Annotated in this window: 11 protein-coding genes; 6 read left to right on the top strand and 5 right to left on the bottom strand. The window is 45.4% G+C overall.

The window, feature by feature from the left end:
- Positions 1–186: 186 nt before the first annotated feature.
- Together ltrA and L6E24_RS02490 are read left to right on the top strand one after the other, a co-directional pair.
- Entirely contained in the window at positions 187–1,686 is a 1,500-nt protein-coding gene (ltrA, locus tag L6E24_RS02485; RefSeq protein WP_257743151.1) for a group II intron reverse transcriptase/maturase, read from the top strand.
- Positions 1,687–2,175: 489 nt separating this feature from the next.
- Positions 2,176–2,343: a hypothetical protein gene (locus L6E24_RS02490; protein ID WP_257743152.1), complete on the top strand. Its 168-nt coding sequence runs from the start codon at positions 2,176–2,178 to the stop codon at positions 2,341–2,343.
- 212 nt (positions 2,344–2,555) lie between these two features.
- Here L6E24_RS02490 and L6E24_RS02495 read toward each other — a convergent pair whose 3' ends face one another.
- A complete protein-coding gene (locus tag L6E24_RS02495; protein WP_257743153.1) occupies positions 2,556–3,920 on the bottom strand; it encodes an alpha/beta hydrolase family protein in 1,365 nt (454 codons plus the stop codon).
- A gap of 734 nt (positions 3,921–4,654) precedes the next feature.
- On the opposite strand from L6E24_RS02495, the gene L6E24_RS02500 reads away from it, so the two are divergent.
- Positions 4,655–6,292, top strand: coding sequence for a hypothetical protein (locus tag L6E24_RS02500; RefSeq protein WP_257743154.1), 1,638 nt, complete (start codon positions 4,655–4,657; stop codon positions 6,290–6,292).
- A 336-nt stretch (positions 6,293–6,628) separates the two neighbouring features.
- Here L6E24_RS02500 and L6E24_RS02505 read toward each other — a convergent pair whose 3' ends face one another.
- From L6E24_RS02505 to L6E24_RS02515, 3 genes are all read right to left on the bottom strand, one after another.
- A complete protein-coding gene (locus L6E24_RS02505) occupies positions 6,629–8,140 on the bottom strand; it encodes a S9 family peptidase (RefSeq protein ID WP_257743155.1) in 1,512 nt (503 codons plus the stop codon).
- Positions 8,141–8,170: 30 nt separating this feature from the next.
- Complete coding sequence (locus L6E24_RS02510) at positions 8,171–8,626, bottom strand: TolB family protein (RefSeq protein ID WP_257743156.1); 456 nt, start codon at positions 8,624–8,626, stop codon at positions 8,171–8,173.
- Positions 8,627–8,730: 104 nt separating this feature from the next.
- Complete coding sequence (locus L6E24_RS02515) at positions 8,731–10,701, bottom strand: S9 family peptidase (protein ID WP_257743157.1); 1,971 nt, start codon at positions 10,699–10,701, stop codon at positions 8,731–8,733.
- A 67-nt stretch (positions 10,702–10,768) separates the two neighbouring features.
- On the opposite strand from L6E24_RS02515, the gene L6E24_RS02520 reads away from it, so the two are divergent.
- Positions 10,769–11,140: a hypothetical protein gene (locus L6E24_RS02520; protein WP_257743158.1), complete on the top strand. Its 372-nt coding sequence runs from the start codon at positions 10,769–10,771 to the stop codon at positions 11,138–11,140.
- 38 nt (positions 11,141–11,178) lie between these two features.
- Positions 11,179–12,714, top strand: a complete 1,536-nt coding sequence (locus L6E24_RS02525; protein ID WP_257743159.1) for a transglutaminase domain-containing protein — start codon at positions 11,179–11,181, stop codon at positions 12,712–12,714.
- 198 nt (positions 12,715–12,912) lie between these two features.
- Here the strand turns inward: L6E24_RS02525 and L6E24_RS02530 are convergent, their stop codons facing one another.
- A complete protein-coding gene (locus L6E24_RS02530; RefSeq protein WP_257743160.1) occupies positions 12,913–14,892 on the bottom strand; it encodes a serine hydrolase domain-containing protein in 1,980 nt (659 codons plus the stop codon).
- A gap of 545 nt (positions 14,893–15,437) precedes the next feature.
- Between L6E24_RS02530 and L6E24_RS02535 the strand changes: the two genes are divergently transcribed.
- On the top strand, positions 15,438–19,547 hold the full coding sequence (locus L6E24_RS02535) for a NosD domain-containing protein (RefSeq protein WP_257743161.1): 4,110 nt from the start codon (positions 15,438–15,440) through the stop codon (positions 19,545–19,547).
- Positions 19,548–19,596: the final 49 nt, after the last annotated feature.

Here is a 19,596-nt window from a genome sequence, read left to right on the forward strand (position 1 = left end):
TTATCTATGTTACGGAACTTGGAAACCCGTATATACTCCCAATTAGGGTATGAAAGTCGTGAGACTAACAAAAGGTATAGACGGAATAGGATGTCCCAAGAAGCGAATGCCTGCCTGTGATGGGTTGGATAGAGGTTGTTACCTCGACTTGAAAGGGTGCAGACGTGGGACAGGTATTCCTAAGCAATGAAGGAAGGTAAACTTATGAAAGTATGTCATTCAACGACGCATAATTGCGAGAAGCATACTGACAGGGATCTTGCCCGGCAATGGAACTCCATTGACTGGGACAAAACAAGAGACACTGTTAACCGGCTACAGATCCGGATTGCAAAGGCAACAAAAGAAGAAAATTGGAATTTGGTAAAACGTCTTTCTTACCTGTTAACTCATTCAAGGTCAGCAAAACTAGTGGCCGTACGAATTGTTACACAGAATAGAGGTAAGCGTACACCCGGCATAGACGGAGAAATCTGGAACTCAGCATCTGCAAAGATGCAGGCAGTTCTGAGCCTCACAGACAAAAACTACTGTGCAAAACCATTACGACGTATTTATATCCCTAAACCTGGTAAGAATACAAAGCGACCTATCTCAATTCCATCCATGTATGATCGGGCAATGCAGGCCCTCTATGGGCTGGCCTTACAGCCAATCGCAGAAACAACAGCAGACCCACGTTCATTTGGATTTAGACTTTTTAGATCAGCACAGGATGCATCAGAATATGCATTTACGTGCTTAGGAAGAAAGACATCATCCACATGGATTCTGGAAGGAGACATCCGGGGATGCTTTGATAATATCAACCATGAATGGCTTAAGGAACATATACCTATGGATCAATCAATCCTTAAACAGTTCCTAAAATCGGGATTTGTCTTTGATAATTCTCTTTTTCCGACAGACAAAGGTACTCCGCAGGGAGGTATTGTGTCTCCAATTCTTGCGAATATGACACTCGATGGAATTGAACATATTCTTGATGAACAATTCCAAAATATGAAAGTTCACTTTATTCGCTATGCAGATGACTTTCTGGTCACTGCACCTACAGAGGAAATCGCAAAAGAAGCAAAGGAGATAATAAAAGAATTCCTCGCAATAAGAGGCCTGGAATTATCGGAAGAGAAAACGTTGATTACTCATATCAACAATGGCTTTGACTTTTTGGGGTACAATTTCCGGAAATATAAAGGAAAACTCCTCATTAAACCATCGGAGAAATCAATCAAGTCAATTACTGATAAAATTAGGACTAAAGTTAAAAAAGCCCGAGCATGGTCTCAGGAGGAATTGATAAAGGTATTAAATCCAACCATACGAGGTTGGGTAAATTATCATCGTCATAATGCAGCCAAGGAAACTTTCCAGAAATTAGATCACTATCTCTGGACAGTAACCTGGAAATGGGGTAAACGTCGACACACTAACAAAGGTCGCAAATGGGTAGCAAGTAAATATTGGCATGTGGAAGGCAAAAGAAAATGGGTTTTCAAAACAGAAGAGAATACGTTAATACAATTCTCTGAAGCTCCCATCCGTAGACACTCTTACCCAAAACTTAATGCTAATCCTTATCTTGACAGGAAATATTTTCTCAAAAGAAAGGACAGGATGAGAAGACAAACACCATGGTTCCAAACAAAATTATCTTATTTTGCTCTGTCGCCCGTTAATGGGTAGTGGAATGCGTGAGCGTACTGCGGTGAAAGTCGCACGGTGCGTTCTTGGAAAACGGGGTGGGGGTAATCCCGCCCTGTTATTCGACAAGTACTGTTCATTTTGGCCGGACTGGGTGTTCAGTGTCAAAGGAATCAATGTTCAAATGAGGCGGAATATACATGTGTGCATTCATCAATTTTTTAATCTGAATAACCGCTCATCTGCAATGAATAATTATGATGCAAATAGTTATTCAGAACGCATTAATGTATCAGTGAAAAAAACAGAGCGATTTATTTTATATTGCCGGACAATATAGCAGTACCACTTGAACTAAATGAAATAGATAAGCTGAAATTTTTTGGTGATACAGTTTCAGTACTCCATCATTATAGAATTATTTTCTGTGAGGTACTGAAACATTTTCTTTCATTTTGCTGTAAGACCAGTAATAATTCTGAAAAATCCTCTGATTTTGACATCCGCCAACCCCAGATTGTTTATACCCAGGTGTTTGATTTTTGGGGCACATACGCAATATTGCCGATTAGGAAATGCCTGAATAAATGCCCCCAGCACATAGACATACCAAAGGTTCTTGAAATCATTGTGGAAGAACTCGAAATTGACATAGAGCAGAGAACTGCCAGGGCAAAGGAGATATTCAGGCAGACATAACTGATGAAATCATCTGCCTTACAAAAAGACAGCAGGGAACACTGCTTCAGGTCCTTTAGCAACAGCGAATGCCCGTAAATGACTACCTCATAACCTTCTTTGCAGAGTAAAAACCGGTAGCCATGTTCATCCCCGTACTTTTGGTGCATTGCTAAATTCCGCTTCGGAAATACGACCAATATCCCTTAAAGGGGTTTTGGACCCAGCCTTATTTATTCCCCCGTCCCCATTGTATCATCAAGCCAGTCGAACTTGGTGCCAAAAGACTGGGCAAAGGCTCCTAACTGGCAGTGCGAACCGGCCCCGTAATCATCAGAAAATATCACAAATTCCTTTTCACAGGTTAGGTGGTCATAGAGTTCTCTTGCCTGTGCTCCATCCGGGTCAAAGTGATCGGACGAACCGGCACAGACCAGAGTTGGGCAGCGTATCTTTTCAGCAGTTCCAACGAGTGAAAAATCCATCCATTCCGCCCAGAACAATGCCGGCGAACTGACATTAAAGACAAACATCCCGTTTTCATTCATCCACCGGGTTCCGGTATTTTCTGCCATGGCACTTCTGATAGCATCATTGAACTCAGCCGGATCAGTCTGCAGCCATTCCCTAAGGTCCTCCTTTGTCATGTTCAGATCCGCTCCTCCGTCTTTCTGCAGGTTTTGCATGAGGTTCTCTCCGACATCGTAAGTTCCTGCATCTGCGATTAAAGCCGAAATCCGGTGCTCATAGGCGGCACCACGGGGAGCAAGATAGCCACCAAGGGAAATTCCCCAGAGTGCAATCCGGTCCTCATCGACATCAGGCCGGCTCACAGCATAGTCAACAACTGGTGTAATTACATTCTCCCAGTCGGCACGAAACGGAATATTTTGGACCCTTATTACTTCCCCCTGACCCGGACCCTCGAATGTCAGGACATTGTATCCACGCTTTATCCCCTCCATTGCATATGGATGAAGCTCTTCCTGGTAACCATCAAATCCGGTCTGTATGATAAGAAGCGGTCTAATTGTACCGGAATTATCCGCCATATAGAAATAACCCGGCAGAGTTGTATTTCCGTATGGGATGTCAATAATTTCATGCGGGACAGCATCAAGAGCAAGTGCATCGCGGAATGTTTCCCGGCTCTTTTCCCATGTCTCTATGATGCGGGGGTCGGTTGAGTTGCCATGCAGGAAGAACTCGGCTGTGCGGTAATATGTTGCAGCACGGAAATACGCCTCCATAGCTGTATGCTTATGTCCGGCTGCAAGGCTCTCATCACCCGCAGCTTTAAAGGTCTCTGCGGTCTTTTTCCATTCACTGTACCAGCTCTCAAAGTCTCCTTCTTTGATCCGGGACGCAGTGGCAAGGCACTCACCTACATCAGCCTCTCCTGAATATGAAGATCCGACTGTCCTCATGAGCTGGAAAGCAAACTCCTGATCGGCAAAAACAAGGATAGAGCTTTCAGTTGTATTATCAGCAGGCGAAACCGGCGATTGCTTAACATTATCGGTGCAGCCTGCAGAGACAGTGATGATAATTGTAATCAGAAGAATGATCGTAATGATATGGGTTTTTCCGGTTTTCATAGCTGACTATGGAAAGATAGCATAACAATGATAATAACAGTTACGATAATTCCGGAACTAAATAAACTGACTCTGTAATAGAATAACACTATTAAATGGCCTTCTGATTTAAATTCCTTTAATCCGGAGTTTTTTTAATATTTGTCTGGATCATATGGGACTTTGCGCTTTATTTAGGCATTATGCTGCCTGTAGAGGCTTCATATGACTCATTGTGGCTTTTTATGCCAATATGTGATTTGTGTAATCCCCGTTATTACCGGGTTTTTTTGTCCAATTGCCGTTTAAGTCCTGTTTTCCTGATTATACCGGGTTTGGCTGACAGATAAAGTGCAAAAAGAACCTTGATACCCGGAGTAACCCGTTTTCCCTGAAGTGTTGGAATTTTAGAAAGGTGAGATTTTTAAAGGTCATTTTGAGCTTATTTTCTCCAGATGAGGGCTTTGTGTGACGTTGGATGCGGGAGCTTAAAAAAGCTGAAATCCAGTCTTTATTTTGAATAATTCCTGATTATTGGGGTTTATTGTGGGTGCTGTAATTGTGTATTTTATCCTGAGGATGTTTTGTATGGGCCAGTCCTGAAAAAGGCAATACAGGCTTTCTGTGTGGATTGGTTTTTCCTGAGTTCAGGCTCCCCATATTGGGAACTTATTAATAAGATAAATACAAAGGAGAAAATATGGCCGATTAGGGTCCTGATAATAAAACAGCAATTTGGATTGGAGGAATGAGATATGAAAAAAACAGAAGATAGAAGGAAATATTATGGCAGATTCTGGTTGCCGGGATTTATAGCTATTATCTTTTTACTTGTATTGTGCTGCACAATGTCTGTTTCAGGGGCATCATGGACAGCAGATTCCGGTTATATCACTGAGGAATCCGGGTGGCCGGATAAAGTATTCGCACCTTATGTTGATACTACACTGTGGTGTCAGAAGGAAGGCGGGTACTATAACCTGAAGACCGCATATCTTTCAACCGGACAGAAACACTATACCCTTGCATTTATTGTAAGTGATGGAAATGCCAATCCGACATGGGGCGGATATAGCAGTCTTGGAATGGATTCAGACCATTTTGTAGATAAAATAAATTACATCCGTTCGGTAGGCGGCGATGTTGCAATATCTTTTGGTGGATCAACCGGAGTAGAGATTGCAGTGAACAACACTGACATTGATACGCTTACATCAAAATACCAGCAGGTAATTGACAAATATAACCCAACATGGATTGATTTTGATATTGAAGGATTTGCACTTGAAGACAGACCTTCAGTAGGAAGAAGAAGCTTAGCAATAAAAAGACTACAGGACAATAATCCCGGACTTAAAATCGGGTTCTGTCTTCCTGTTATACCTACAGGACTGAATGCCTTTGGCCTCAATGTAATCGACAATGCTACCGAAAATGGCGTAGAAATTGATATAGTGAATCTTATGGTTATGGATTACTATGTTTCATCTGTTGAGGGAAAAATGGGAGATGCTGCAATTTCAGCAACACAGGGAACTTATAACCAGCTAACAGAGCGAAACATCTCTGCAACGCTGGGCATGACACCAATGATAGGACAGAATGATGCTGACCGGGAAATATTTACTATTGCTAATGCAAACCAGGTCAAAGACTGGGCAGAAACAAAAGACTGGGTCACAATGCTTGGTATGTGGTCTCTTAACAGGGACAATGACGGAAGCGATGGACAGGAAAGATATCAGTGGTCACAACTGGACCAGGAAAATTTTGAGTTTACTGATATATTCAAAGGTTTCACGACCGGATTTACATCTGCACAACTACTGATCCCGGACATCAGCATTCCTGCAAATTCCACATATGTGATTCCTGTTAAGGTATCCGGGATTACCAATGCAGAGAAAGTAGCATGTTCATTAAAATGGAATTCCTCAGTCATCACGGTTAGCGGAGTTAAGGCAAATAATTCAGTATTTCTTGGCTCTTTAGTCACACTGAACCTTAAAGAGGACCAGGCCGACCTTGTTCTTACCAATACCGGTTCAATGACAGATACAGAACCGGAAGCATTGTTTGACATCTCAATAATACCAAGAGGAAACAACAAAGATTCGTCCAGCATATCTGTATTTAATTCGACATGGACTGATAAGGATCTGATAGAACACAATCTCGAATGCACCGGAGGTAATATCAGTATTTTCGGGGTTAAAGGTGATTTCAATGGCAACGGAGCTGTCGATATTGGCGATGTTTCAAGAGTATCATATATGGTTGCCGAACTAACGCCCGTGAATCTGGCCGCAGACTTTAATGGTAATGGATATGTTGATGTAGGAGATGCTGCTATAATTGCATGGTATTATATTGGAAAGGAGAGCAGCCTTTAATCCATTCTTTTTTTTATTCAGAACAGTTCCATTTATAGACAACACTATGAACTACGTCATGCTATCGCAATCATGCTTCCTGTGAGATTAATGAAAATATCCGCACCTGTTTTTCGCAAATTACCATCAAATTGCTGATATCCGGTTCACATGGCATTCTGTGATAGGAAAAGGACCATTATATTGACAGCACTATTTCTTTCTATATTGTTTCCACAATCACATTCCGTATTACGCTTAAAAAAAGGCATATCGTGTAATTTACCACACACAACATGCTTTGGAAAATGGTATTTTCAGGATAATTCTATCCTGTCCTGATTGTTTCGTGTTTTTCTACAGATATTTGTCAAACCAGTCGAGGCTTTCCTGCCAGTAATCCATGCGATGTTTCGGTTCGGAGATAACATGCCCTTCTCTCGGATACGTGACCATCCGGGTCGGGACACCCTGCAGAGCGAGTGCTGTATACATCTCCTGTGCCTGTGAGGGAGGAATTCTGGTATCCGCTTCCCCATGGATAAACAGAACCGGTGTTGTGACATTCTTTACTGAACCGATTGCTGAATGGGATTTTATGCACTCATAATCTCCCCAGACATTTGTATTCAGATAGTCAGGAATGAGTTGTTCCGCATCGGTTGTAAGTGTAAAACTGATGAGATCGGACAATCCGGCGTATGATACAGCTGCTTTGAACCGGTCCGTCTGTGTTACCGTCCAGTCGGTCATATAGCCTCCATAACTATGCCCCATAATTCCCAGTCTGTTGGGATCAGCAATTCCTTCTTCAACAAGGTAGTCCACACCGCTCATCATATCTTCGTAATCCATTCCGCCCCAGTCTTCGACATTTGCCTCCCGGAAATCAATACCACGCCCGGATGATCCACGGATGTTTGACCGGAGCACAGCATACCCCTCTGAAGAAGCAACCGGGATCGGAAGTTCATTGGTGTAGTAATTATCGTAGGAAGTTCCTGCCGGACCACCGTGAACGAATACGATAAGTGGACATTTCTGCCCATTTATGTAATTAAAGGGGTAGGTCAGAACTCCTTCTATATTCAGACCATCGGAGGATTCCCAGCTGATAATCTCTGTTTCTGCAACCGGGAGACTGCGGATGTCATCATTGACCTCTGTCACCTGCACGGGGGAGAATGAATCAGCAGTTGTGATGTACCCCTCATCAGGAGATGTTGCATTCTCCCACGAGAACCCAATCATTTGTGCGTTGTGATCCAATTGAGAAGACCAAAGAACTCCATCAGGAGGCCCGAAATATTCCGGTTCGCTCCCGTCGACAGGCAGCATGCCGATTATGACTTGCTCATCCTGGCATTCCATGAACCACAGAAATGACTGATCAGCTGACCATCCGAATAGAATAGGATTGTTGTCATATGTCGGTGCAAGCCGGATAGTATTTTCTCCGTTTAACTCAGTAATATAGGCAGAATTGTTGAAAAAAATCGATTTTCCGACAGTGCATGCAGTAAATGCAACATACTTCCCATCCGGAGAAAAGACGGGATTTGTTTTTGATGCTATGGCGGTGGTGAGTGGTCTGATACTTCCGTCTGAAAGCCTGACAACTGAGATGTCCTGGGTACCAAAATCTTTAAACTCTGCGGTCTTCTGGTGTGAAAATGCGATCGAACTCCCGTCCGGTGCCCAGCTGAAATCCATGACACTACAGTCACCGCCGGCAATCTTCACCGGTTCTGCTCCGTGCTCTGCCGGAATGGTCCACAGGGATATCATCGGCGGGTTTTCGCCCGCAACAGTACGGTCGTTTTTCTCCTCTTCCCGTTTTATCTGCTCTTCTGTTGGAGGTTTTGGCATCGTAAATGCGATGGTATCTCCCTGTGGAGACTAGGCGAAACTGATTACGGGGGTTTCTGTATTGGTGACCTGTGTGGCTTCTCCTCCTCCGGAAGGAACTACCCAGATATTGTTTGTCCCGGAGGAATCTGAGAGAAATGCAATTTTAGTCTCATCCGGAGACCACCGGGGTGATGATGTGGAAACTTCTCCTGCCAGAAGGAGCCGGGGTTTACTTCCATCAAGGCGTTTTTCGTAGGCCTGTGAGTGCATCTCACTTTTTGTATCGTTTATCAGGGGTTTTATTACGGTATAGATTACCTTTGTTCCGTCAGATGAGGGGCAGACGTCGGTAACCATTGCGATCTCCATCATATCTTCAACCGTCCATTCTTCCCCGGAGCCGGTCTGTGATGCACAGACAGACTGAGCGAGCATACTACACAGAAGAACGAGAACCAGAACAGGAATACTAAATTTTACCGGATGTTTACAATTCAATCCCATTTTACATCAGAGAGTAATTGCATATCAGGTTCCATAAATGTATCCTCTTCCTGAAAAAAATGATGGTACCAGGACCGTTCTCCGGCATCCTGATATCCCGGGTTTCATTTCAGATATTTGTCAAACCAGTCGAGGCTTTCCTGCCAGTAATCCATGCGATGTTTCGGTTCGGAGATAACATGCCCTTCTCTCGGATACGTGACCATCCGGGTCGGGACACCCTGCAGAGCGAGTGCTGTATACATCTCCTGTGCCTGTGAGGGAGGAATTCTGGTATCCGCTTCCCCATGGATAAACAGAACCGGTGTTGTGACATTCTTTACTGAACCGATTGCTGAATGGGATTTTATGCACTCATAATCTCCCCAGACATTTGTATTCAGATAGTCAGGAATGAGTTGTTCCGCATCGGTTGTAAGTGTAAAACTGATGAGATCGGACAATCCGGCGTATGATACAGCTGCTTTGAACCGGTCCGTCTGTGTTACCGTCCAGTCGGTCATATAGCCTCCATAACTGTGCCCCATAATTCCCAGTCTGTCCGGATCAGCAATTCCCTCGTCGATAAGATAATCCACACCGTTCATGACATCATTGAAGTCCATTCCACCCCAGTCTTCGACATTTGCCATGCGGAAATCAATACCACGCCCGGATGATCCACGGATGTTTGGCCGGAGAACAGCATACCCCTCTGAGGAAAGGATCGGGAGTGGAAATACATCGGAATAGTAGGTCTCATAGAAAGTGTCCACCGGACCACCATGAATATTTACAATAAGCGGATATTTCTGCCCATTTTCGTAATGAAGAGGGTATGTCAGAACACCTTCAATCCTCAGACCATCAGAGGATTCCCAGCTGATAATCTCAGTTTCTGCAACCGGGAGACTGCGGACACAATCATTGATCTCTGTCACCTTAATTGGGGAGAATGAATCAGCAGGTGTGATGTACCCCTCATCCGGAGATGTTGCATTCTCCCACGAGAATCCAATCATGTGTGCATTGGTATCCAGTATAGAAGACAAGACATTCCCATCAGGTGGACCAAAATATTCCGGTTCGCTCCCGTCGACGGGCAGCATGCCAATTTTCTTCTGCTCGCCGCGATTCTCGGTGAACCACAGAAAAGACTGGTCGGCTGACCAGCCGAAGAGCGTAGGAAAATTATCATATGTCGGTGCAAGTCTGACGGCATTGTCTCCATCAACCTCTGCAATATAGACCGAGTAGTTAGAAAAAGTCGTTGATCCAACGGGGCCGGCAATACATGCAACAGACGTTCCATCCGGAGAAAAGAGAGGATTTCCTTTTGGTCCTATAGCGGTGGTGAGTGGGCTGATACTCCCGTCTGACAGTCTGACAACTGAGATGTCCATAGTGTCCAAATCACTAATCTCTGCGGTCTTCTGGTGTGAAAACGCAATCGAACTCCCGTCCGGGGCCCAGCTGAAATCCGTGACACTGCAGTCACCGCCGGCAACCTTCACCGGTTCTGCTCCGGGCTCTGCCGGAATGGTCCACAGGGTTATCATCGGCGGGTTTTCGCCCGCAACAGTACGGTCGTTTTTCTCCTCTTCCCGTTTTATCTGCTCTTCTGTTGGAGGTTTTGGCATCGTAAATGCGATGGTATCTCCCTGTGGAGACCAGGCGAAACTGATTACGGGGGTTTCTGTATTGGTGACCTGTGTGGCTTCTCCTCCTCCGGAAGGAACTACCCAGATATTGTTTGTCCCGGAGGAATCTGAGAGAAATGCAATTTTAGTCTCATCCGGAGACCACCGGGGTGATGATGTGGAAACTTCTCCTGCCAGAAGGAGCCGGGGTTTACTTCCATCAAGGCGTTTTTCGTAGGCCTGTGAGTGCATCTCACTTTTTGTATCGTTTATCAGGGGTTTTATTACGGTATAGATTACCTTTGTTCCGTCAGATGAGGGGCAGACATCATTTACCGTTGCGATCTCCATCATATCCTCAATCGTCCATTCTTCCTCAGCGCCGGTCTGCGATGCGAAAACCGGGTGAATGACCATACAACACAGAAGAACGAGAACCAGAACAGGAACACTCAATTTTACCTGATGTTTACAATTCAATCCCATTTTACATCAGAGAGTAATTGCATATCAGGTTCCATAAATGTATCTCCGTCCTGAAAATATGATTGTATCAGGACCGTTCTCTGCGGTCTGGAGAGTACGGAGAGTCCGGCGTTTTGAGAGACATCTGTCAAAACTCCGGATCCCCCCGATGATGGACGTTTTCACATTTTTGCCTGAGTTGCCGGGGAGGTTTTTTCCGGAGTATTGTGCTCTTCTTCCTCACAGCCGGAAAAAGAACAGGTTCCAGAAGTTCGCCCACCATATCATCATGAAGATTCCGGCAGGAACTGCAGCACTGTCTGCGGCACAGGCCGGATTACATGCAGGAGTGCAGAGGATTAAAATTAGAGAAAATGTGATGGTGCAGGTTTTCCGTGGTGACACCGCCTGCGGTCATTTTCAGACATAATGCTTTTTAATAGATACAATATATTATCATTCATGAACATGAAGTTTCTTGGACTGATTCCTGCCCTTATGATTACCCTGTTGCTTGCGATTGCCTGTGCCGGGTGTATGGAGTCATCCGATGGCCAGATGAAAGAAACCCCTGCACCCGCTTCTTCAGCAGACGACATCTTTTTGCAGGCGGAGACAGCGATGGCAGGAGGCAACTACCGCACCGCTGCTTCCCTCTATGAAGATGCATTCGCTCTCTATCAGGAGAAAGGCGACAGTGATCATGCCCTTCCCGCACGAAACGGCATGTTTCGTGCTATGAGGGCGACTGAAGGGTTTCCATACAACCGGACCACTGCAGAAGCGGTGATGCGTGAGACGACCCCCACACTTACCGTGGATGAAACAGACACCTGGCTTGATGAACGTGCACAGACGATCACCTCAGACGGGGAGACCCTCTACTTCGAGGATGTGGCACAGAATTACTTCTATGCGGACAGTGAGAAGCTGTCATTGTCAGATAATAGGTATGATTTCAGATATGCTACCCGCTACGCAATTCCTGCGGATGGGACTTCTGCCGGTAACAGCACCACTCCGTATGTAAACCCCGTCCGGTACACCGGCACTGAAGCGCTTGACCTCCCGGCAGATGTCCTGCCAGAAACTGGAGTTATATCCATCTGGTATCCCCTCCCACTGGAGACTGCATCGCAGCGGGACGTTGTTGTGACAAATATTTCCCATAAAGAGTATATCATCACCGGGCCGGTGACAGAAGGAGAAATTGCATATGTCTACTATGAGATCCCTGCCAATGAAATCGGGGAGAACCTCACCATCACTATAGATATTGCATTTACCTCATACGAACGGAAATTTGAAGTTGACCCGGCAAAAATCGGGACATATGATACAACTGACCCTGAATATATCCTCTATACTTCCTCCGGACGGAATATTGCAGTAACAGATGAAATTCGTGACCTCGCCATGGCGATCGTTGGCAATGAAACGAATCCATATCTTCAGGCGCAGGCACTATGCCTGTACGTCATCGACACCTATCCTTACAATCATGTCCCCCATATTTCCCTCGACACAGTCGTTCCCAAAGTGCCGGAGTCATCCTACATGCTTAAAACCGGCCATGGAGACTGTGGGACACAGGGTATGCTCTTCTCTGCACTCTGCCGGTCCCTTGGCATTCCCGCACGTTCAACAGGTGGGTACACAATGACTTCAGGTGCGATTCCCAGTTGTCACTTCTGGGCTGAATATTATATTGAAGACTACGGCTGGATCCCCTGTGACATAACGTTTGCAAAGAGCGTTGATAAATTTGACATTGGAGAAGATGACCGTGAAACCTTTAGGACATATTACACAAATGGTCTCGATCCAACAAGAATTATAATCCAGAAAGATGTTGATGCACCGATGGACCCCTCCATCCCCGCAGATGCTGTCGTATTCAGGGCTGCCCTGCAGTCTCCGGCAATCATATGTGATACTGCAGAAGATGATCTTGATCTCATCGCAGAGGACCACTTCAGTATAACGCTGAATGAAGAGTATTAGAGAATCACTCATCTCATTTTTTTGTAGTGTCTGTCTTAGTTGGTATATTCAGCCATTACCGCCAAAAAGCCCATTCAAAAAGTTTGCCTGCTTTGGCAGGGTTGAAGTCCTCCGGCCGGAATTCCCCGAATACGGCCGTTTTCACATTTTTGCCTGAGTTATAAGAAAGAAGTTTCCGGAGTATTGTGTTCTTTTTCTTCACAGCCGGAAGAAGAACAGGTTCCAGAAGTTCGCCCACCATATCATCATGAAAAGTCCGGCAATCACAATGGTGTAATGCACCCGATGACACCGTGTCCACCAGGAATTCTTCCAGACCGGTACCAGAAAGAGTGCACTTATGACCGAGAGGACTGATGCAATAACCGGGACCATAAGTGCTGCTGTGAGTGCAAAAGGTGTTGTCCGGTTGTATTGGTATGCCTCAAGAAGAGCTGTATCTCCCATGACCGCCGGGAGGATGATAAGGACGAAAGACAGGAAGATAAGGGCCGCAGCACCGGTGATCAGTCTGGCATAGCAGGGTAGATTTGCCAGATTTTCCTGTTTGGAGTTCTCCGGTTCTTTGCTCTCATCGTCTGTATCTTTTGTGGTGTAAACCCGTCTGCATACAACCTGCAGGGGCCAGAAAAGCACCGTCAGGAGAATGAGAATACCTGCATTTTTCACACCATCCGTGAACGGTTCTGTCGCATACCAGGGCACCCGTTCGAAGGCTCCACACGGGTCATTCTCATAACAGAGGAGGTCTACCGCCCCCTTCTCATTTTCATGAAAGACTATATCACCTGCAATGGTATCTGTCCCGTCAGCCTGTACAAAAACGCCCGGTTCGGTTTCTGTATATGCAGTGAGCTGCATTCCGCCTCCACTAATCTGGATAATTCCATCCCCTTCTGCTTTGACCTGCATCTGCTGCGGGGGAGTCTTAAAGAACTCAAACGTCCGGTAGTTTTGCCGGGTCGACTGGTAGGTGCCGGCAAATTTTTCAGCAGATGACGAAGAAAAACCTGCACCTGCTGGTTCTGCGGTCTCCTGTCCGGGATAAAAGTGGTCCACAAACGCCATCAGAAGGTCGTTTCTCGCACTGCTGCCCCCTGCGCAGTTGTATGAGACGAAGAATCCTGCCTGTCTCTCCGGGATTATGACCAGGAGACTGTGGAAAGTAAGCGTATCGCCGCTGTGGGTGATAATCCGCTCGTCCCCGATGTGGCACCCAAGGAACCCAAGACACATACTACCCACCCGGGGGTCGTTTGCAAACGCCGGTGCATGCATCAGGCGTGCAGTATCCTCTCCGAGGATTTCTGCTCCGTTGAGGGTGCCCTCTTTCATGTGCATTCCAATGAATTTCGCCATATCAGTCGCCGGTGCGCTGATGGTACCCGCAGGATCAACCACAACAACTATGTCAGGGACTACCATATTTTTCCCCCCGGTATACTGGTAGCCGGATGCCGTGTCCGTGTCTTTCTCCGGTGCTTTGGGATAGGAGACGATGGTATCTTTCATCCCGAGCGGGGTGAGAATATTCTCCTGCACATATTCCGCGTACGGAACATCAGTCACGTCCTCAAGAATCACTCCCGCAAGTGTGGCACCGTAGTTTGAGTAGGAGGTAACGGTCCCCGGCGGATGGACGAGGGTTGGGATGTTCTCTTCACAGTATGTCCGGTATGAGTAGAGATCTTCGCGTTCTTCAACCTCCATGTGGACATCAGTATCCTCAAACCCGGCAGAATGCGTCATCAGGTGACGCATCGTCACCGGCTGTCCGGGGTATGTCTCCGGGATGGAGAAGTCTTTCAGATAGGTGTTGACATCCTCATCGAGGTCGATTGTACCCTTTTCCACCTGCTGCATAATAGCGGTCCAGGTAAAGAGTTTCGTGAGGGAACCGATGTGAAAGAGGGTCTTTTCCGGGTCAACCGGAGTTTCTGTCTCAATATCAGCATATCCATAACCTTTGGCATAGACAAGGTCACCGTCTGAGACAACCGAGACCGTTGCACCGGGGATATTATATTTGGCCATCCCTGCCGGAGCTTCGATGTCGAAGAATGCTGCGACGTCATCCGGGTTGGAGACATCCGGCAGAACGGGAGTAAGAGAAGTATTTTCAGCGTTGTCACCCGCAGCACCATCTGCGGCAAATGCCGGTGTGCAGAGGACAAACATACTACACAGAAGAACAAGAATAAGAAGACAGAATTTCACCTGATGTTTACAATTCAATCCCATTTTACATCAGAGAGTCATTGCACAGAAGGTTGCATAAATGTATCTCCGGCCTGAAAAAAATGATTGTATCAGGACCTTTCTCTGGTTTCCGGAGAGTCCGGCGTTTTTACAGATATTTGTCAAACCAGTCGAGGCTTTCCTGCCGGAAATCCATGAGATGTTTCGGTTTGGATATGACATGGTCTTTCATTTCAATAAACAGAAATATTTATGGTTTGTTATTTCATATACGCATCAGGTTCATTTATCCTGTGGATGAACTCCCCTGACAATAATTCTCCAATCACCATCGAAAAGATGCTGGCCCACCATTGTCCGACTGCACCGAGGGAAATATCTTGAAAAAAAGAATATTGTTAGCAGTTGTGTTGCTATGTGGACTATCTGTCTCTCTTTCTGCATGTTCCGCAGACTTTTCAGATATTGTAAATAATGAATCAGTTTTTATTTATGACAATGGGTCTGATCTGACAGAATTGCCAATGGTAAACAGTATGCCGGAAACAATCCCGGACTCAGATGTAAATATCACAACAGAACTAACTGCGACTCTACTCCACACTGAGGACCCCGTTGTCCACCCGGCACTCTGGAATGTTTCATATATTAACGGAAATTTCAGCAATATATCTGCAATTCCTGATATTGGCAAAGGAGATACTATCCGTATCTGGGGTGATAACGGCCATGTCTATGAAGGGGGAGTAACTATCTCATCTCCGTACGTCTGTATCAGACGCTGGGAGGGGTCACCGGAGCTTCCTCTGATCACCAACACCTCCGGCATTGCCCCTGCAATAAATATCACCAACACCGCCGGCAACATAACCTTGCAGGGCCTGAATATCTCAGGAAACACCTATACAGGTGATGGATCTGCGGTTCTGGCCAGGGGTTCTTCTGATGATCCCCTTCAGGGCTTAACTTTTACCGACTGTACTTTCACATGGAATCTGGACACCTGTGGCAGTCCGGTGCATATTTCATATGTAAATGGCACAGAAATCACCGGAACAACATTTGAGAGCAACACTGGACTGCATGGTGGCGGTATAGAATACCATCATTCAGATAATGCCAATATAGACAACACAACTTTTGAGAACAACACAGCAATATACTTTGGCGGCAGTGCGTATTTCTATAACTCTGATAATGCTGATATAGACTGCACAACTTTTGATAATAACACGGCAATGTTTGGTGGCGGAATAATGCTCTGGAAAAGCAGGCTAACAATTGAAAGCACTAACATCAGCAGCAATACTGCCGGCTTGGGAATTAGTATATTTACTGATAATAGCAACACACCACTAATTGAAAACATTAACATCGACCGCAGCAATGCCGGTCTGGGCAGTAGTATTTTTGTTGACAATACCAACATACTACCAATTGAAAACATCAACAACAGTACCATCGGTTTTGGTGGTGGTATGTTTGTCGAAGACAGCACACTAACAATTGAAAACACTAACATCAACAGTAACAATGCAGCATTTGGCGGAGGCATGCTTATCGACATAAGCACTCTCTCCATTGAAAACACTAACATCAACAGCAACAATGGCAGTCTGGGTGGTGGTATGTTTGTCGAAGACAGCACACTCACCATTGAAAACAATAACATCGAAAACAACAATGGCTGTCTGGGTGCCGGTATGCTTATCGAAAAAACCACATTGACAATTGAAAACACTATTGTTAACAACAACAATGGAGGTTTGGGTGGTGGTATATTTTTTGAAAACTGTGCAGCAAAAATTGAAAGCACTACCATAAACAACAACACTGCCGGTTGGGGTGGCGGTATGGTTACCGACAGAAGCACACTAACGGTTGAAAACATTACTGTAAACAGCAACACTGCCGGTGTGGGTGGTGGTATGTTTATCGAAGACAACACAATAACAATTAAAAACGCTGCCATAAACAGCAACAATGCCACCTGGGGTGGCGGTGTACTTACCGACAGAAGCACACTAACAGTTGAAAACATTACCGTTAACAGCAACAATGCTGCTTTAGGTGGCGGTATGTTTATCGAAAACAACACAATAACAATTAAAAACACTGCCATCAACGGCAACACTGCCACCCGGGGTGGCGGTATGCTGATAGATAACAGCATGCTAATAATTGAAAACATCACAATAAGCAACAACACAGCAACACAGGAAGACAAAGTGGACAGGAGTCTGGCAACACTTAAAATAACTGCTCCCGACTACAATATCACCACTACATACGGCAATGGTGTATATGTAAATGAGAGCATCCTGACATTAATAAAAGAACTCTTCCCAGAAGGTTTGGGTGGAGGTATACTAAATTATAACAGTACAATAACAATTCAGAACACCGCTATAAACAACAACACAGCCACAAAAGGAGGTGGGATAGACACCGAAAAGAGTCTGCTGATACTTAAAAATAACACGATTAGTAACAACACTGCCACCACATACGGCGGTGGAATCTATGTAAATGAGAGTGCACTTACATTTTCAAATAATTTTTTCTGCAATGATGAAAACATCTATGCCGGAATAACGGGATGTGCCTGGAATACTACCTTAAATAAGACCTTCTGCCTTTGTGAAAATATTGCCGGAGGCCCGTATTCCGCCGGAAATGTCTGGGCAAAACCAGATGGCACAGGGTTCTCAGAGACACATTCAGACCCGGATTTTGACGGAATATGTGACGAGACATATGTAATATCTGACAGCACCGGCACAATAGCAGGAACTGACTACCTGCCGCTGTATTATAATAACTCACGGGGGACAGTCCTGGCATCATCTACTCCACAGAATGCCTGTGTTCTTCTAAGCAGCACTTCATATAATCATACAACACCTGCCGGATATTATCTTCCGCCCGGAAAATACTCTGTTGTACTGACCCTGGCAGGATATTTCAACAGCCCGGTGTTCACTACAGAGGTAACCTCCGGATGCAAAAAACAGATCAGCTACACACTTAATGACACGCCTGTTTTCAGACATACCGGTACAGGCCCATCCCCGCTTACATTTGTGGCAAACTCCACGAAGACAGCAGCAGATGTTTCGGAATGGACCTGGCATATTACAAACCCAAATGGCTCTGTGACTGAAAAGACCGGCAGAGACCTTTCAGCGGTCTTAACAGCAACCGGTGATTATGCTGTCTGCTTAAATGCAGACTGGGCAGACAAAACCACCTGGTCAGAGACGGTAAAAATCTCTGTTTTAGATGCCGTGCCGGACACCAAAGGATTTAAAGAGACTTCAGTAAAAATTAACGGAACGACCGTAGAGAAAAACACTGACGGAACGCAGACAATATATATCAATGAGAGTTCTGCCGGCACTGTGACAAATACCCCTGACTCAGTTCAGATACAGAAGACTGACGGAACAAATATTAAGATTGTCACCACCGGAGTAACTTCATCAGGCGGCAACCTCTCCGGTACTGTGCAGTCTGTGACCATAACTCCCCCGGCACTCAATGCGGTTATAAGTGAAACTGTCGGGAACGTATCGGTTGATTTTGCTATGACAATGGATGCCTATGATGAAGATGCTGCGGTCACCACTGAAATTTCAGCCGGATGTGCTGCTGACGTTAGAAATGCCTTCAGTCTTACCTGCCCGGACATGGAACAGATCGCTTACACCGTCTACTTCACCAAATCAGGATTTGATAATGAATCAGCCATCAGTGAAACGGTGCTGAACTTCTCAGTAAAGACATCCTGGGTATCAGCAATTGGAGGTAATGACTATATCCGTATTCTTCGCTGGAAGGATGACGGAACTGCTGTTGAAATCATCCCGGAGTTTGCCGGCATTTCCGGTGATAATTCAGTATTCCAGGTAACAACCAATGGATTTTCAGTGTATGCTATAGCATCGGTGAGAGTTCCCGCACCGTCAGGGAGTGGTTCTTTGGGTTTTGGAGGAACATCTCATGCAGGTGTCGGTGCTGCATATGATCTGATAGCCGGTGAAGTGACAGTCCTGAAACTGAAGAATACGGCAGTGACTGAGGTTGCCATTCTTCCGGCAGTAAACATACGTGAACTGATGATCACAGTAGAGCAAAAATCCGGGCCGGAAAATGACATGAAACCTCTGAATGGTGATGTTTACCAGTATGATCTGGTAACTCTGTATAAAGCAGATGCCGCCGGTATTGCTGAGATAACCTATACATTTGAGATCCCAAAAGACTGGCTTTCAGAACGAAATGGTCTGCCGGTGATGTGGCATTATAATATGACCTCCGGAAACTGGACTGAATACTCTGCAGAATTTACCGGGAATAACGCAAAATCAGTTATTTCTAAGGTATCCTGTCCGGGAACCGGATGGATTGCTCCGGGATGCGTGAGCAGTAATATTTCGGATGCTGAAGAGATGATAACGGATGAGCCGGCAGGTACGGCCGGAGATGACATCCTCCTATCTGATGATTCCACGGCAATATCTACCCCCTCTAAAGAAACAGTGCCTGCATCTGACGGATTAATTATATCTCTGGGATTTGTGGGGTTACTTATCTTTCTTGGAGTTGTAACAATAATCTTAAGAAAACGCTGAAGGGAACCGATATCTCAAAGTAATTCACTTTAAATAATTATGGAGTCTT

This window comes from Methanoplanus endosymbiosus, from assembly GCF_024662215.1.
Taxonomy (GTDB): Archaea; Halobacteriota; Methanomicrobia; order Methanomicrobiales; family Methanomicrobiaceae; genus Methanoplanus; species Methanoplanus endosymbiosus.

Excerpts from the sequence above, each read along its gene's own strand:
- ltrA (WP_257743151.1), top strand. The coding sequence starts at position 187 with ATGAAGGAAGGTAAACTTATGAAAGTATGTCATTCAACGACGCATAAT.
- L6E24_RS02495 (WP_257743153.1), bottom strand. The coding sequence starts at position 3,920 with ATGAAAACCGGAAAAACCCATATCATTACGATCATTCTTCTGATTACA.
- L6E24_RS02500 (WP_257743154.1), top strand. The coding sequence starts at position 4,655 with ATGAAAAAAACAGAAGATAGAAGGAAATATTATGGCAGATTCTGGTTG.
- L6E24_RS02505 (WP_257743155.1), bottom strand. The coding sequence starts at position 8,140 with ATGCCAAAACCTCCAACAGAAGAGCAGATAAAACGGGAAGAGGAGAAA.
- L6E24_RS02510 (WP_257743156.1), bottom strand. The coding sequence starts at position 8,626 with ATGGGATTGAATTGTAAACATCCGGTAAAATTTAGTATTCCTGTTCTG.
- L6E24_RS02520 (WP_257743158.1), top strand. The coding sequence starts at position 10,769 with ATGTATCTCCGTCCTGAAAATATGATTGTATCAGGACCGTTCTCTGCG.
- L6E24_RS02525 (WP_257743159.1), top strand. The coding sequence starts at position 11,179 with ATGAAGTTTCTTGGACTGATTCCTGCCCTTATGATTACCCTGTTGCTT.
- L6E24_RS02530 (WP_257743160.1), bottom strand. The coding sequence starts at position 14,892 with ATGTTTGTCCTCTGCACACCGGCATTTGCCGCAGATGGTGCTGCGGGT.
- L6E24_RS02535 (WP_257743161.1), top strand. The coding sequence starts at position 15,438 with ATGGTAAACAGTATGCCGGAAACAATCCCGGACTCAGATGTAAATATC.